15 protein-coding genes are annotated in these 14297 nt (G+C 72.0%); 3 read left to right on the top strand and 12 right to left on the bottom strand.

The genetic code is table 11. The annotated features are described in order from the left end of the window. Positions 1-12: 12 nt before the first annotated feature. The 4 genes from tdh to OG985_RS10565 form a co-directional block, all read right to left on the bottom strand. The gene (gene tdh, locus OG985_RS10550) at positions 13-1041 is read right to left on the bottom strand and encodes an L-threonine 3-dehydrogenase (RefSeq protein WP_371668011.1); all 1029 of its coding nucleotides are present in this window, start codon (positions 1039-1041) and stop codon (positions 13-15) included. 236 nt (positions 1042-1277) lie between these two features. Further along, positions 1278-1682, bottom strand: a complete 405-nt coding sequence (locus tag OG985_RS10555) for a hypothetical protein (RefSeq protein ID WP_371668012.1) — start codon at positions 1680-1682, stop codon at positions 1278-1280. A gap of 21 nt (positions 1683-1703) precedes the next feature. Then, positions 1704-2417, bottom strand: coding sequence for an SDR family NAD(P)-dependent oxidoreductase (locus OG985_RS10560; RefSeq protein ID WP_371668013.1), 714 nt, complete (start codon positions 2415-2417; stop codon positions 1704-1706). 489 nt (positions 2418-2906) lie between these two features. Beyond that, a complete protein-coding gene (locus OG985_RS10565) occupies positions 2907-3839 on the bottom strand; it encodes a LysR family transcriptional regulator (RefSeq protein WP_371668014.1) in 933 nt (310 codons plus the stop codon). Positions 3840-4066: 227 nt separating this feature from the next. On the opposite strand from OG985_RS10565, the gene OG985_RS10570 reads away from it, so the two are divergent. Next, positions 4067-4372 carry a muconolactone Delta-isomerase family protein gene (locus tag OG985_RS10570; protein WP_371668015.1) on the top strand — a complete coding sequence of 102 codons (306 nt, stop codon included), beginning with the start codon at positions 4067-4069 and terminating at the stop codon, positions 4370-4372. 273 nt (positions 4373-4645) lie between these two features. After that, complete coding sequence (locus OG985_RS10575) at positions 4646-5251, top strand: GPP34 family phosphoprotein (RefSeq protein WP_371668016.1); 606 nt, start codon at positions 4646-4648, stop codon at positions 5249-5251. 87 nt (positions 5252-5338) lie between these two features. Here the strand turns inward: OG985_RS10575 and OG985_RS10580 are convergent, their stop codons facing one another. The 8 genes from OG985_RS10580 to OG985_RS10615 all read right to left on the bottom strand — a co-directional run bounded on the left by OG985_RS10580 (position 5339) and on the right by OG985_RS10615 (position 12850). Next, the gene (locus OG985_RS10580; protein ID WP_371668017.1) at positions 5339-5944 is read right to left on the bottom strand and encodes a TetR/AcrR family transcriptional regulator; all 606 of its coding nucleotides are present in this window, start codon (positions 5942-5944) and stop codon (positions 5339-5341) included. Positions 5945-6003: 59 nt separating this feature from the next. After that, the gene (locus OG985_RS10585) at positions 6004-6579 is read right to left on the bottom strand and encodes a GAF domain-containing protein (protein WP_371668018.1); all 576 of its coding nucleotides are present in this window, start codon (positions 6577-6579) and stop codon (positions 6004-6006) included. Between the two features lie 71 nt (positions 6580-6650). Beyond that, positions 6651-7250: an ATP/GTP-binding protein gene (locus OG985_RS10590; RefSeq protein ID WP_371668019.1), complete on the bottom strand. Its 600-nt coding sequence runs from the start codon at positions 7248-7250 to the stop codon at positions 6651-6653. Beyond that, the gene (locus tag OG985_RS10595; protein WP_356037987.1) at positions 7228-7599 is read right to left on the bottom strand and encodes a DUF742 domain-containing protein; all 372 of its coding nucleotides are present in this window, start codon (positions 7597-7599) and stop codon (positions 7228-7230) included. Before OG985_RS10595 ends, OG985_RS10590 begins: the two co-directional genes overlap by 23 nt. Positions 7600-7601: 2 nt before the next feature. Continuing rightward, a complete protein-coding gene (locus tag OG985_RS10600; protein ID WP_371668020.1) occupies positions 7602-8036 on the bottom strand; it encodes a roadblock/LC7 domain-containing protein in 435 nt (144 codons plus the stop codon). A gap of 68 nt (positions 8037-8104) precedes the next feature. Then, positions 8105-8311: a hypothetical protein gene (locus OG985_RS10605; RefSeq protein WP_371668021.1), complete on the bottom strand. Its 207-nt coding sequence runs from the start codon at positions 8309-8311 to the stop codon at positions 8105-8107. Positions 8312-8501: 190 nt separating this feature from the next. Further along, complete coding sequence (locus OG985_RS10610) at positions 8502-10544, bottom strand: ATP-binding protein (protein ID WP_371668022.1); 2043 nt, start codon at positions 10542-10544, stop codon at positions 8502-8504. Positions 10545-11671: 1127 nt separating this feature from the next. Next, complete coding sequence (locus OG985_RS10615) at positions 11672-12850, bottom strand: MBL fold metallo-hydrolase (protein WP_371668023.1); 1179 nt, start codon at positions 12848-12850, stop codon at positions 11672-11674. 215 nt (positions 12851-13065) lie between these two features. Between OG985_RS10615 and OG985_RS10620 the strand changes: the two genes are divergently transcribed. Then, positions 13066-14244: a Glu/Leu/Phe/Val dehydrogenase dimerization domain-containing protein gene (locus OG985_RS10620; protein WP_371668024.1), complete on the top strand. Its 1179-nt coding sequence runs from the start codon at positions 13066-13068 to the stop codon at positions 14242-14244. Positions 14245-14297: the final 53 nt, after the last annotated feature.

Here is a 14297-nt window from a genome sequence, read left to right on the forward strand (position 1 = left end):
TTCCTTACGTCCTCAGAGGGTCCAGTCGAGGATGACCTTGCCGCCGCGGCCGCTCGCCGCGTCGGCGAACGCCGCCTCGAAGTCGCGGTGGCCGTACCGGCCGGTGATCACGGGGGCGAGGTCGAGTCCGCCTTCGAGCAGGACCGACATCGCGTACCAGGTCTCGAACATCTCACGGCCGTAGATGCCCTTGATCGTGATCATGGAGGTGACGATCCGGGCCCAGTCGACCGGGAACTGCTCGGCGGGCAGGCCGAGCATCGCGATCCGGCCGCCGTGCGTCATGTTGGCGATCATGTCGCGCATGGCCTCGGGGCGGCCGGACATCTCCAGGCCGATGTCGAAGCCCTCGCGCAGGCCCAGTTCGCGCTGACCGTCGGCGATCGTCGACTGCGAGACGTTCAGCGCGAGGCTCACCCCGATCTTGCGGGCCAGCTCGAGCCGTTCCTCGCTCACATCGGTGATCACGACGTTGCGCGCGCCGGCGTGCCGGGCGACGGCGGCGGCCATCAGGCCGATCGGTCCCGCACCGGTGATCAGGACGTCCTCACCGACCAGCGGGAACGACAGGGCGGTGTGCACCGCGTTGCCGAACGGGTCGAAGATCGCGGCGACGTCGAGGTCCACCGGCGCCCGGTGCACCCACACGTTGGACGCGGGCAGCGCCACGTACTCGGCGAAGGCGCCGTCCCGGCCGACGCCCAGTCCGACCGTGGCCCGGCACAGGTGCCGGCGTCCGGCGAGGCAGTTACGGCACTTGCCGCACACCAGGTGGCCCTCACCGCTCACCGTGTCGCCCACGCCGATCTCGGTGACGTCCCGGCCGGTCTCCACCACCTCGCCGACGAACTCGTGCCCGAGCACGAGGGGAGTGCGGATCGTCTGCCGCGCCCAGCCGTCCCAGGCCCGGATGTGCAGGTCGGTGCCGCAGATGCCGGTCCGCAGGACCTTGATCAGTACGTCGCCGGGTCCGACGGCGGGTTCCGGAACGTCCGCGAGCCACAGCCCGGGTTCCGCCTTCTCCTTGACCAGCGCCTTCACGCTACGGCTCCTGTGGGTGAGGTCCCGGGTCCGGGCACGCCGAGGCAGCCGCTCCGGGGAGGGGGTGAGGTGGAATCACCTGGCAATCTGCCGCACCGGTGCCGCCCGGTCCATCGAGACTTTCTTAAGCGGCGCCACAGCTGCGCTTCACACCCACCCCACCCCGTACGGCACCCGGCGACCCGGCACGGCATGCCGGGTCGCCGGGTGCCGTACGCGCACGAGGTGAGGGTCCGTCAGTCGAGGCGGGAGACCTGGTGGTGGCCGATGTACCAGCCGTCGTCCGTCCGCTGGACCAGCACGGAGAGCTTGACCCCCAGCGTGGGCCGGTCGGTGAAGGAGAAGTCGACGTCCAGGTAGCCGAGCACCAGGCCGTCCGCGGGCCGTCGGGTCTCCAGGACGCGGTACTCCGCCCGCAGACCGAGGGGCTGGGAGTCGTAGTAGTCGGCGACGCCCTGCCGTCCCACGCTGTACGGGTGCAGCCCCTGGAAGATCGCGTCCTCGGTGAAGGCGGCCGCCACCCGCTGCGGGTCGTGCGCGTCGACACCCGCCTTCCACCGGTCGAGGACACCGCGCAGGATCACTTCTCCGTCGTCCGCCGTGCTGTCGGTGGCGTGTGACGTCTTCTTGCTGTCGTCCATCGCGGGCGCTCCTTCGGGGGATCAGTGGCCGGCGCTCATGCCGCCGTCGACGTGCAGGATCTCGCCGGTGACGAACGGGGCCGTCTCCAGGTAGAGCACGGCATCGACGATGTCGCTCACCTCACCCATCCGGCCCACCGGGTGCAGGGCGGCGAGGGCCTGATGGGTCTCCTCCGCGTGCATGGGGGTCTTGATGGTGCCGGGCGACACGGCGTTGGCGCGGATACCCCGGGTGGCGTACTCGATGGCGAGGGACTTGGTGGCGGACTGCAGACCGCCCTTGGTCAGCGAGGCCAGGACGGAGGGGACGTCGGCGTCCGCGTTGTCGACCAGGCTGGTGGTGATGTTGACGATGTGGCCGCCGCCCTGGGCGAGCATGTGCGGGACCGTCAGCTGGGTGAGGTGGAAGAACCCGGCCAGGTTCACACCGGTCACCGCGGCGTAGTCGTCGGCCGTGTAGTCGGTGAACGGCTTGGCGACGAAGATGCCCGCGTTGTTGACCAGGGTGTCGATACGGCCGAACCGCTCGAGTCCGGCGGCGATCACCCGCTCGGCGGTGGCCGGGTCGGCGATGTCGCCCCGGACGGTCACCAGGTCCACGTCGTCGGAGGGGGCGATCGTGCGCGAGGTGGCCACGACGGCGTGACCGAGCTTGCGGTAGGCGTCGACGAGAGCGGCACCGATGCCCTGCGAGGCTCCGGTGACGAGGGCGACCTTCTGGTTCTGAGAGCTCATGACGACCTTCTCCAAGAGGGGAGTCCGACTCCGACCGATCACTAGCCGACCGGTCGACTATTTGGAAGCTAGGTCGCCCGCAGAACGAAGTCAAAGGCCGACGGGACTCCGCCCGGGACCTGGTTCCTCCCAGTTGGTAGGCAGGGGCTCGCAGCGCAGCTCAGAGCGCCGACGCGGCGGTGCTCTGGGAGTCGGCGGCGGGTGCTCTGGGGGTCGGCGGCAGGTGCTCTGGGAGTCGGCGGCGGGTGCTCTGGGGGTCGGCGGCAGGTGCTCTGGGAGTCGGCGGCGGGTGGTGCAAAGGCCGGCGGCAGGCATTCAGGGAGTCGGCGAGCGTTCCGGAGTCCGGGGGCAGCACCCAGGCGGTCGGCGGACGTGAGGCCGGAAGCGGCCCCAGGCGGTCGGCGGACGTTCCGGACGCCGGAAGCAGCCCCAGGCAGCCTGCGGACGTTCTGGGGGCCGGAAGCGGCCCAGGCAGTCGGCGGCAGGCGTTCAGGCAGTCGGCAGGCGGTGCGGGTCGTCGTCGGGCAGCCAGACGTCCGGGGCGTGGATCCCATGGTCGCCGTCCCCTCCGCAGAGGACGTCGGCGATCTCGAGGACTGCGGACCGGGACTCGTTCTCGCGCCGGACGAGTGACCAGGTCCAGTGGACCTCCGGCGCGACGATCTCTCGCCGCACCAGATCGGGCGGCAGTGAAGTGGTTTGTCCCTTGGGGCAGTTGACGAGCGGACGGCGGGAGCGGCGCACGTGGTCGAAGAAGGCGGGCCCGGTGACGCCGCCGTCGGAGATCCGCAGCGCACGGGCCCCGGTGTCGCGGGACAGCGCTTCGGCGTAGGCGTTCCAGGACGACCAGGAGGCGGTGTCGTCGTCGAGGAGGACGACGGTGTCCGCTGCGGCCACGGCACCGGTGTCCCCGCCCACGGAAACGGCGTAGAGCCGGTCGGCGCCGATCAGACGGGCCCGCAGTCCGCGCTGTGCCAGATCCTCGTTCCGTACCCAGCACACGGCGAGGTCCAGGCTGCCGGCGGCGACGCGGTCGGCCTGGGTGTGGGAGGGCGCGACCCAGGCGTCGACGTGCACCTGCGCCACCTCGGCGGTGCGCACGGCGAGGTCCGCGGGAAGCCAGTTGACATAGCCCAGGCGTACCGGCCGCGATCCCGACAGCCGGCCGGCCCGGTGCCGGAGGTCGTCGGCCCGCTCCAGCAGGGCGCGGGTGTGCGGAAGCAGCGCGGCTCCGGCCGGAGTGAGGGTCACCGAGCGGCGGTCGCGGTCGAACAGCCGTACCCCCAGGTCGCGTTCGAGCGCCTTGATCTGCTGCGAGAGAGAGGGTCCGGCGATGAGGAGCCGCTCGGCGGCCCGGCCGAAATTGAGTTCCTCGGCGACCGCGACGAAGTACCGCAGTTGGCGCAGCTCCACGACCGCCATGCTACGCGGGCTGGGAGGCCGCACCTCTCAGCAGGGAGGAAGCTGGTCGTGGCGGCCGGGCCGGTGTGGGCCCACGATGGGAGCACGGAATTCCGGCGGCGGCGTGTCGACGTGGTCGCGCGTCACCGTGGTCGCGCGCCTTCACCGGCCGCGGAAGGAAGTGCGGTGACCGCCGGCCCGCGGTCGTCGCGGCGGCCTGCCGGTGCGTGCGCGAACGGAGAGAGATCATGCGAGAGTTCCTGGTCCAGATCACCACCACCGTGCCCGAGGGCACCAGCCAGGACGAGGTCGGTCGACGGCGTGCCGCCGAAGCCGTCCGCGCCGCGGAACTCGCCGCCGACGGCCACCTGGCGCGGCTGTGGCGCCCGGTCGGCGAACTGCGCAGCATCGGGGTGTGGCGTGCCGCCGACGAGGAGGAACTGCACGAGAAGGTACTCGGCACGCTGCCGCTGCGCCCGTGGATGTCGCTCACCGTCACCCCGCTCGAGCCCCACCCCAACGACCCGGGCGACCGGTCCGGCTCCACCGTCTGACGTGGGCCGCCGAATACTCCCGGCCCGAGCGGTACCGTCCCGAGCAGCGCCGTCCTGCGGATCGGCATCCCGCGCGCCATGGTGGTCGTGCGACACTCGCCCCGGCACGACAGCGCAAACAGCACGACAGCGCAACAGCACAACCTTGGACAGCGCCCCGGCCCGGGCGACGGAACCTTCAGGACCCTGACGACACCATCGGACGTACGACAGGTACTGGAGACCCGGCCCGGCGCTGCCGCCCGAAACCGGTCTACCGACGGGGAGCCTCCCATGACCACAGCACGGGATCTGTTGATCGTCGCCATGGGGACGGCGCCCGGTCGTCCCGTGGAGCAGGGTGATCTTTCCCTCGCGCTCGCGGGAGCCGAGCTGATCGACCTCCTCGGAGCCGAATCCCTCACCCTGGACGGCGACCGCATCGTGCCCGCCCTTCATCCGGCGACGGACGACCACTTGTTGGACCAGGCCGCGTCGGCGCTCGTCCGGCAGGAACCCTACGAGTCGGTCGAGGACTGGCTGTGGCGCCGGGGCCGCGGGCTGTCCTCGGCCTACCACGCCGACCTGGAGAGGGACGGACTCGTCACCCGGGCACGCGGCCGCTGGATTCCCGTCGCGACCGGGCGGAGGGAACTGGTCGACTCGCCGGCCCGGCGCCAGGCCGAGGCACGCCGGGCGGCGGACGAGCCCGTACTGGCCGCCCTGGCAGCCTCCCTCGGGATCGACGAGAAGCCCGCGGACGACTTCGAGGACCTCACGGACGAGGCGGTCGTGACCGTACTGGCCACGGTCGGCGAGGCGGTGACGGAACTGGAGTCGGTACGCCAGCGGCGTTCCATCGAGGACGCTGCCTTCGACAACATCTGGCGAGGCCAGTGAGGCGCGGGCGACGGGCGGCGCGCGAGCGCTGAGAGCGCGGGGGCACGTCGGGTCGCGCCACGATCGTGACCGCCCGGCCGGACGGGGTCAGTGCGCGACCGGGGCGGCCCCCAGCAGGGCCAGGCAGTTCTGCCACAGCGGAGCCATCCGGCCCGTGTCGTTGTAGAGCTTGGCGAACATCACCTGGCCCTCGAGCTGGGCGACGACGGACCGCGCCGCTTCCCGGCTGTCGGTCACGGCGACGTCGTCGCGTGCACGGGCCTCGGTGACGACCGCGTCCACCATGTCGACCTGTGCCTCGAAGATCTCCTGCAGGCGGGCGCGGATCGCCTCGGTCTGGTTGCTCAGCTCCAGGGTCAGGTTGCCGAACATGCAGCCCGACACGGCACCGCAGCTCTCCCGGCCCGCCCGCTGACCGGCCTCCGTCTCCTCGAACAGCCGCCGCAGTCTTCGCAGCGGCTCCGCCTCACTGCCCAGTACGCGCGTCCAGTCCTCCTTCTGGACCGCCCAGTGCTCGTCCACGACGGCCAGCGCGAGGGCCTCCTTCGACTCGAAGAAGTAGTAGAAACTCCCCTTCGGCACCCCGGCCGTCCTACAGATCTCGGCCACCCCCAGGGCCGAGTAGCCGCGCGCCTCGATGAGTGTCCGCCCGGCGCTGACGATCTTCTCCCTGGCGTCACTGGTCCGTCCCATGCCAAGAGCGTACGGCCGGTCGGCCGGCGGGTACTAGACCGGTCGCCTATCCCAGTGGCTCACAGCGGGAATCCGTCGTCGGCCCGCCGCTCCAGCCGTGCCGCGAGATCCGCCGCGGTCGACTTGATGGTCTCCAGACCCGCCTTCCCCCAGGCGCGCGGCTCGACGTCGACGACGCACACCGTCCCCAGCACCATGCCCGTGGTGTCGATGAGCGGGGCGCCGAGATACGAACGCATACCGAACTCGTCGACCACCGGATTGCCCGCGAACCGCGGGTAGTCGCTGACGTCCTCCAGGACCAGCGCCTTGCGTCGGACCACCACATGGGGGCAGAAACCATGGTCGCGCGGCATGGACCGCCCGACCCGAGGTCTGGTGCCGTCACTCTTCGCGACGGGCCCGGTGGCCGGGGCGTGCAGGCCCGCGAAGAACTGACCCTTCTCGCCGATGAAGTTGACCATGGCGTACGGCGCTCCGGTGCACTCGGCGAGGCGGTCCGCGAAGGAGTCCAGCACGGGGTCGGGGCCGCCCCCCAGGCCGAGTCTGCGCAGCCGTAGGGCCCGGGCCGGGGCCTCCTTGTCCTCCGGCGTGAGCAGCAGACGACCGGCCGGGCGTGACGGGTCGTACCTCATGGGCGGGCTCCGTCACTGTGGACGTGGGTCATATAAGGGCTCCGTGGCGGGTGTACGGGGGTGTGCGGGGGTCACATGTGGGCACCGTGGCTCGGCGCGGGGGCGGGAGAATGGGCGATGAGATGCCGGACAAGGGTGAGCAGGGTCTGTACGCCCGAGCTGGAGATCCGGGCGTCGCAGCGCACGACGGGGATCTGCGGGTCGAGGTCGATGGCGGCGCGGACCTCCTCCGGGTCGTACCGGTAGGAGCCGTCGAACTCGTTGATCGCGACGATGAAGCCGACGCCGCGCTGTTCGAAGAAGTCGACTGCGGCGAAGCACTCCTCCAGCCGCCGCGTGTCGGCCAGGATGACCGCGCCGAGCGCGCCCTCCGAGAGCTCGTCCCACATGAACCAGAACCGCTCCTGTCCGGGCGTGCCGAACAGGTACAGGACGTGTTGCGGATCGAGGGTGATGCGGCCGAAGTCCATGGCCACCGTCGTCTCGACCTTGTTCTCGATGCCGTCGAGGTTGTCGGTCGCCGCACTGACCGTGGTGAGCAGCTCCTCTGTGCTGAGGGGCGCGATCTCGCTGACCGCGCCCACGAAGGTCGTCTTGCCCACTCCGAACCCTCCGGCCACCAAAATCTTGAGCGCGGTGGGGAAGGGGTCAGAGCTGTCGTCGTAGTCCATCGAGCACTGCCTCCAGAAGGGCCCGGTCAGTCGGGTTGTGGTGGAACTCGGGTGGCTTGGTGGTCAGCGCCCCGCAGTCGACGAGGTCCGACAGCAGCACCTTGGTGACCACCGCGGGCAACCTGAGATGGGCGGCGACCTCGGCGATCGAGACGGGCGCGCGGCACAGGTCGAGCGCCTGCGCGTGCTCCGGACCGAGATAGCCGAGGGGTGTGGCCCCGGTGGCCCGCACGTGCGACAGCAGGTCGAAGACGACGCTGGGCCGGGTGCGACCGTTGCTGACCGTGAAGGGGCGCACCAGCCGACCGGCCGCGTCGTCGAGCCAGGGCCCGTCACCGGCCGTCGCCACGCTCAAGGCCTCATCGCCGACGGTTCGACGGCGTGCTGCCGGGGCGCCGTCACCAGGTAGGGGCGCACGCTCTTGACCAGCATCGCCATCTCGTAGCCGAGCACCGCCGCGTCGGCCTCGCGGCCGGCCAGGACGGCGAGACAGGTGCCGGAGCCGGCCGTGGTCACGAACAGCAGGGTCGAGTCGAGCTCGACGACGACCTGGCGGACGTCCCCGCCGTCGCCGAACCGGACGCCGGCGCTGCGGCCGAGGGAGTAGAGCCCGGAGGCCAGGGCCGCCATGTGGTCGGCGCTGTCCGGGTCGAGGCCGTGGACCGACTTCACCAGCCCGTCGCAGGAGAGGAGAACCGCGCTGGTGGTGTGCGGTACGCGCTGCACGAGGCCGCTCATCAGCCAGTCGAGATCGGATACATGGCCGGTCGGCGCTTCGCTCGCCATGGTGGATCGACTCCTTGAGGTACGAAGGTCTGCGGGAGCGCTGGGCGTGGGGGTGGAGAGGGGGGTGGTCATCCGGCCGGGGCGCTCCCGTCGTGCCGGGTGGTGTGGTCGAGGCGGTCGCGGCCGGGCGCGGCCACGCCGTCCCGCACTCCGCGCGCCTCATGGGGCGCGGACGCGTGCGCGGGACGCGTGTCGGTTATGCCGGGGGCGTCCAGGGCGGACCCGTCCGGACGGGACACGTCCACCGACCGCTCCCCGATGGCTCGCCCGTTCATGGGTCGCTCACCCGTCGATCGCTCGCCGGTCGGGCGTCCGTCCATGGGTGGCTCTGCCATGGGTCGCTGCCCAGTAGCCGATACGTCCACGAAGTGCGGCGGAGTCATGAGGCTCGCGCCCGCGTGGGAAGCGTCCAGGGCCGGCACGTCGCGGTCCGACGCGTCGACCGGCCGGACATCCATGGGCCGTTCACCCGTGGCCGATACGTCCATGAAGTGGGGCGGAGTCATAGGGTTCGCGCCCATGTGGGGACCCGTCCAAAGCCGACGGCGAGCTCCTGATCGTCGACTCCGTGGGGACGTGCTCCGTGTGGGCGGACTCCATGGGGACGGACTCCATGTGGCCGGTCTCCATGGCTGCCGGGTTGGTGGGGGGCGTCGGCTCGGTGTACGTCGTCTCCAGGTGTTGCTGGGCCTCGGCAAGTCCGACACCTCGTTGGAAGGCCGCCATCAGACCCGGGTCGTGCCCGGCCGGCTGGTCGGTTTCCAGGCGGGGTGCGGGGCCGTCGCGCAGTTGGGGCGCGATGTGCTCCTGGGCGCGGCGCCGGGGCAGTTGGGGTCTCTCCATGGTGCCGCGCACGGTGCCGGCGCCCCGAGGCGTGGGCGGCGTGGCCGTGTGCTCCGCGACGACCCGCCGGTCGTCGGGCCGGATACCGGGCCGCGCCTCGGCCGGGTTGGGCCGCTCGTCGTGGGCGCCGCGCCGGGGCAACGGGGCCGGACCGCCGTTCCCGGCCATCGGCGCCGCGGAGCGGCCGCTCTCCCGTTGTCCCGGGCGCGGATCGTTCGGAGGTCTGGCGGACGCCTCCCGCTTCCCCGCACCGGACCCGGACCCGGCTTGCGCGTGCCGTCGGGGCGCCGGCACCGACGGCCCCGGTGCCCCGGACACCGCCCCCGGAACGCCCGAGGCACCCTGCCCCTGGCGTTGCTGCCCCTCAAGCCCCCGGGACCCCTGAGGCAAGGCCGTCCCCGGGATGCCCGGCGTCTCCTGCACCGACTGCCCGCCCAACGTCCCGCCGGCACCCGGCGCCGTACCCAGCAGCGCCTGCGGGACGACGAGTACGGCCTGCACCCCGCCGTAGATGTTGTTCTGCAGCCGGACGTGGATCCCGTGCCGTTTGGCGAGCTGGGAGACGACGAAGAGCCCGATGCGGCCGTCGGCCAGCAGGCTGGCGACATTGACCTGGTCGGGGTCGGCGAGCAGGGCGTTCATCCGGTGCTGTTCCCCGACGGGCATGCCGAGTCCGCGGTCCTCGACCTCGACGGCGAGGCCCGAGGTGACGAGGTTGGCGCGCAGCAGGACCTGGGTGTGCGGGGCGGAGAACACCGTGGCGTTCTCGACGAGTTCGGCCAGCAGGTGGATGACGTCGGCGACGGCGTGGCCGCGCAGGGTGCCGTCGATCGGCGGGACGAGCTTGACCCGCGAGTACTGCTCGACCTCGGCGATGGCGGAGCGCAGCACCTCGGTCATGTCCACCGGGTTGCTCCACTGGCGCCGGGAGACCGCACCGCCGAGCACGGCGAGGTTCTCGGCGTGGCGGCGGATGCGGGTGGCGAGGTGGTCGACGTGGAACAGGCCCTTGAGCAGGTCGGGATCCTCGATCTCGTTCTCGAGTTCGTCGAGGATCGAGATCTCGCGGTGCACCAGCGACTGCAGGCGCCGGGCGAGGTTGAGGAAGACCTCGAGTTTCTGTTCGCTGCCCGCCTGGCTGGAGAGCTGTGCCGCCTGCACGACGGCGGTGACGGCGCCGTCGTGCGCACGGGCCAGGTCGGCGGCGAGCAGTTCGAAGTCGTCGGCGTCCGCGGGCGGACCGCTGCGCGCCTTTCGCTGTGGTGGGCCCTCGCCCCGGCGGAGGGCCTCGACCAGGGCCCGGAGCTCGGCCTCGCCGCGGGCGTTGCCGCGGCGCAGGGCGCCGATGCGGTCGCGTACGGAGGTCGCGGCGCGGTCGGCGGCCACCGCGGCGATCAGGATGCCCGCGAGGGCCACCGAGGCCGCGCCCGCGAGCACTCCGCACAGCGTGAGGCCCAGATGGGTGCCGGTGGAGCGCAGGGTGAACAGAAGGGCCGCGCAGGCGCTGAGGGCGACCGCGACGGGTGGCAGCACGGCGAGACGCATCAGCTGGGGACGTATGTGGGTCTCGGGCAGCCCGGGTGCGGTGCGGGCGGCCGGCGGCCGGCCGTGCCGTCCGCCCTCACGGCGGTCTGCACGGGCGGCCGGGGCGCGGAGATGAGACATCGGCGTCCTCGTACTGGTCCGTCGGTCGGGGCCTGGGCTCGCGCGCTCCGCGCGTCGCGGGCGTGCGCCATCGCTTGTGCCGGTCGAGAGAGCCCAGGAATGAGGCCCTACGTCGCCCGACGGACACTGACAGTAGTCGGCAAGCCATCAAGTGCGGTGGGCAGTTGACAAAGTCCCGCAGGGAGCGTCCCGCTCTGGTATGAGGCCTCGTACGACAGACCGATAGGCCATTCTCACGTCCGCTCGGAATGCAGAAGAGACTGATCAGACCTGGTCAGAAGCGGTCGCGCGACACATTCGAGGGTTCGGGCGCATCTCGCGCCCCGTCCCTCGCCCCGCGCCGTTCCCCACCTACGACCGGCCCTCCCGAACGCTTCCGGGACCTCCGCCCACCTCGGCCCCGCCCCGCACGATGTCACGGGCCGTGTCGGCAGCCACTCCGCCGCGGCACGGCGGGACGTACGCGCATCGCACTCCGCCGTGGCACGGCGAGACGTGCGCGCATCGGACTCCCACGGCTCGACGCGGGCGGTGCGGGCGCCGCACTCCCAAGGCACGGCGCGGGCGGTGCGAGCGTCGCACTCCCAAGGCACGGCGCGGGGGCGCCGCACTCCCACGGCTCGACGGACCGTCTCGTGAGCGGCACTCCGCCGGCACGGCGGGCCAACTCGCGGACCCCACTCCTACGACACGACGGGCCGCCTCAGGGGCCGCCCGCGCAGGACACGGCGGGCCGACTCGCGAGCCGCACTCCCCCGGCACGGCGGGCCAACTCGCGGACCCCACTCCTACGACACGACGGGCCGCCTCAGGGGCGCCGGCGCAGGACACGGCGGGCCGACGCACGGTGGGCCCGACTCGCGACCTCCTGACGCAGGGCAGAGCAGCGCCGTGCTTGCCCTGCGGCAGCCCGGCGTTCTTCCCGCGCGGGCACGAACAGCACGCGGGCCACCGAGGGCGGCTCCCGCAGCGACGAGGTCTCCGTCCGCAAGACCCTGTCCCACTCGGCGGCTCGGTATCTCGGTGCAACGGCGGCTCGGTGCATCGGTGCATCGGTGGTCCGGGGGCTCAGTGGCCCGGTACTCAGTGACTCAGTGGCTCACTGGCTCAGTGCGCCCAGCGGCGGGCTACTCCCCCACGAGCGCCTGCTCCGGACCGGAGACCACCGGTGGCCAGGTCGGCCAGCCATCGGCAGGCGCGAGCGCCACGGCCCGCCACCACGGGGTCGCGGGCGGCGAGTCGGCCGGCTCGAACGGCTCGCCGGGCCGTGGCGCCGCCATGGTGACCCCGGCCTTGTGAGCCTCCCGCATCGTCCACTCCCCGGGCTCCGCCCACGGATGTGTCGCCAGGTTGAAGGTGCCCCAGTGGATCGGCATCAGGACACCGACGGCCGGATCCCCGCCCTGCAGGTCGAGGTGGGCACGGACTCCCTCCTCCGGCGTCATGTGGATGTCGGGCCAGAAGTCCGAATAGGCACCGATCTGGATCATCGTGGCGTCGAACGGACCGTGCGCCGCGCCGATCTCCCGGAAGCCCTCGAAGTACCCCGTGTCCCCACTGTGGAATATCCGGTGCTCGGCTCCGGTGACGACCCAGGAGGCCCAGAGCGTGTGCTGGGTGTTGCGCAGGCCCCGGCCACAGAAGTGGCGGGCCGGGGTGGCGGTCAGGGTGAGCCCGCCGACCTTGGTCGTCTCGTGCCAGTCCAGCTCGCGCAGGCGGTCGGGGGACACGCCCCAGCGCTCGAGGTGGGCGCCCACGCCGAGCGGTACGGCGAACACGGTGTCCGTGCCGGCCAGCGCCTTGATGGTGGGCAGGTCGAGATGGTCGTAGTGGTCGTGGGAGATGACCACGACGTCGACCGGACCGAGCGCGGTCAGCGCGAGCGGCACCGGATGCAGCCGCTTCGGCCCGGCGAAGGGGAACGGGGAGCAGCGCTCGCCCCACACGGGGTCGAACAGCACCCGCTGTCCGTCGATCTCCGCGAGCACACTGGAGTGGCCCGTCCAGGTCAGCCGCAGCCCGGTGGCGGGCGGCCTGGCGATGTCGGCGAGGGTGGTGGTGTGCAGCGGAATCGTGCCGCTGGGTGCGCGACGGGGCCGCGAGTCCTTGTCGAAGAAGACCTTCGCGAACGCCGTCATGGAGCCGGAGGGCCGGGTCCTGGCCTCGCCCCCGGGATTCTGGAAGACGCCGTCCTTGAAATGGGGCGATCTACGGATGCGCGCCATGCGCTCACCCTCGGGGTCCGCGCCGAAGGCCACGGGCCGCAGCGCTCGGAGCCCGGAGCTGAGGGAACGGAATCCGGCCACGGTACCTCCAGGTGGAGTCGGTAAGACGTTCCATTATGGTCGGCCCGACCGACAGTGCGGGACCTGCCCGGTCCCAGGGGGGTCGCGCACGCTGCCAACGGTGATCCGTCCGGCCCGTCGACCGGGCACCGAGCGGCTCGGACACCGACTCACCACTGACTCGTCATTCAGTAACATCAGTGCTTCGCCGACCCGCGCGTTCGCGAGAGGACCGCATGACCACTCCCCTGATGTCGCTCACCTGGACCGATCACGTCACCGGCCGCCAGGGCTTCCTGGTCGTCGACCGACTGGTGCGCGGCGTCTCCAGTGGCGGGCTGCGCATGCGCGCGGGCTGCACCCCGGACGAGGTCGCCGGGCTGGCCCGCGGCATGACCATGAAAGAGGCACTGCACTACAACCCCGACGGCCGCTACATCCCGCTGGGCGGCGCCAAGGGCGGCATCGACTGCGACCCCCAGGACCCGGGGGCGTACGGACTGCTGGTGCGCTACCTGCGCGCCATGCGGCCCTACGTCGAGAGTTGCTGGACCACGGGCGAGGACCTCGGGCTCAGTCAGGACCTCGTGGACCGGGCGGCCGTGGAGGCGGGACTCGTCTCGTCCATCCAGGCCGTGTATCCCCTGCTGGACGACGAGACCACCGCCCGGCGCCGGCTCGCGGACGCCTTCGCGGTCGAAGTGGACGGCATCGGCCTGGACGAACTGGTCGGCGGCTGCGGTGTCGCCGAGTCGGCGCTGGCGGCCCTGGACCGTGCCGGGGTGCCGTACGCGGGCACGCGGGTCGCCGTGCAGGGCCTGGGCACCATGGGCGGAGCCACGGCCCGCTTCCTCGCGCGGGCGGGGCTCACGGTCGTGGCCGTAGCCGACATCAAGGGCACGATCGCCAATCCGGCGGGCCTCGACGTCGAGGCGCTGCTCGCCGCACGGGACACCTACGGCACCGTGGACCGCTCCGCGCTGCGTCCGCAGGACCGGGAACTGCCCGGCGAGGCCTGGCTGTCGACCGGGGCGGAGATCCTGGTTCCGGCGGCGGTCTCGTACGCCGTCGACACCGCGAACCAGGAGCTGATCTCCGCCCGCTGGATCGTCGAGGCGGCCAACATGCCCGTGCTGCCCGAGGCGGAGGAACTGCTCGCGGCGCGCGGGATCACCGTGCTGCCGGACGTGGTCGTCAACTCGGGGACGAACGCGTGGTGGTGGTGGACGCTGTTCGGCGACATCGAGGCGGACGCGGACGAGGCGTTCGCGCACACCCGTCGCTCGATGCGCGCACTGGTCGAACAGATGCTGGCCCGCGCCGACGCCGACGGGACGACACCGCGGGCCGCCGCGCACGCCCTCGTCGCGGACCGGCTGCCGGTGATCGCCGAGCGGTTCGGCTGGTATCGCTGACGGGCCGGCCACCGCCCGTGGGCACCGTCCGGAACAGGCCGAACGGCGGCCGC

The organism is Streptomyces sp. NBC_00289 (assembly GCF_041435115.1).
GTDB lineage: Bacteria > Actinomycetota > Actinomycetes > Streptomycetales > Streptomycetaceae > Streptomyces.

Bases quoted from the DNA above. Each gene is read 5' to 3' on its own strand.
- OG985_RS10555 (WP_371668012.1), bottom strand. From the start codon at position 1,682: ATGGACGACAGCAAGAAGACGTCACACGCCACCGACAGCACGGCGGAC.
- OG985_RS10560 (WP_371668013.1), bottom strand. From the start codon at position 2,417: ATGAGCTCTCAGAACCAGAAGGTCGCCCTCGTCACCGGAGCCTCGCAG.
- OG985_RS10565 (WP_371668014.1), bottom strand. From the start codon at position 3,839: ATGGCGGTCGTGGAGCTGCGCCAACTGCGGTACTTCGTCGCGGTCGCC.
- OG985_RS10570 (WP_371668015.1), top strand. From the start codon at position 4,067: ATGCGAGAGTTCCTGGTCCAGATCACCACCACCGTGCCCGAGGGCACC.
- OG985_RS10575 (WP_371668016.1), top strand. From the start codon at position 4,646: ATGACCACAGCACGGGATCTGTTGATCGTCGCCATGGGGACGGCGCCC.
- OG985_RS10580 (WP_371668017.1), bottom strand. From the start codon at position 5,944: ATGGGACGGACCAGTGACGCCAGGGAGAAGATCGTCAGCGCCGGGCGG.
- OG985_RS10585 (WP_371668018.1), bottom strand. From the start codon at position 6,579: ATGAGGTACGACCCGTCACGCCCGGCCGGTCGTCTGCTGCTCACGCCG.
- OG985_RS10590 (WP_371668019.1), bottom strand. From the start codon at position 7,250: ATGGACTACGACGACAGCTCTGACCCCTTCCCCACCGCGCTCAAGATT.
- OG985_RS10600 (WP_371668020.1), bottom strand. From the start codon at position 8,036: ATGGCGAGCGAAGCGCCGACCGGCCATGTATCCGATCTCGACTGGCTG.
- OG985_RS10605 (WP_371668021.1), bottom strand. From the start codon at position 8,311: ATGAACGGGCGAGCCATCGGGGAGCGGTCGGTGGACGTGTCCCGTCCG.
- OG985_RS10610 (WP_371668022.1), bottom strand. From the start codon at position 10,544: ATGTCTCATCTCCGCGCCCCGGCCGCCCGTGCAGACCGCCGTGAGGGC.
- OG985_RS10620 (WP_371668024.1), top strand. From the start codon at position 13,066: ATGACCACTCCCCTGATGTCGCTCACCTGGACCGATCACGTCACCGGC.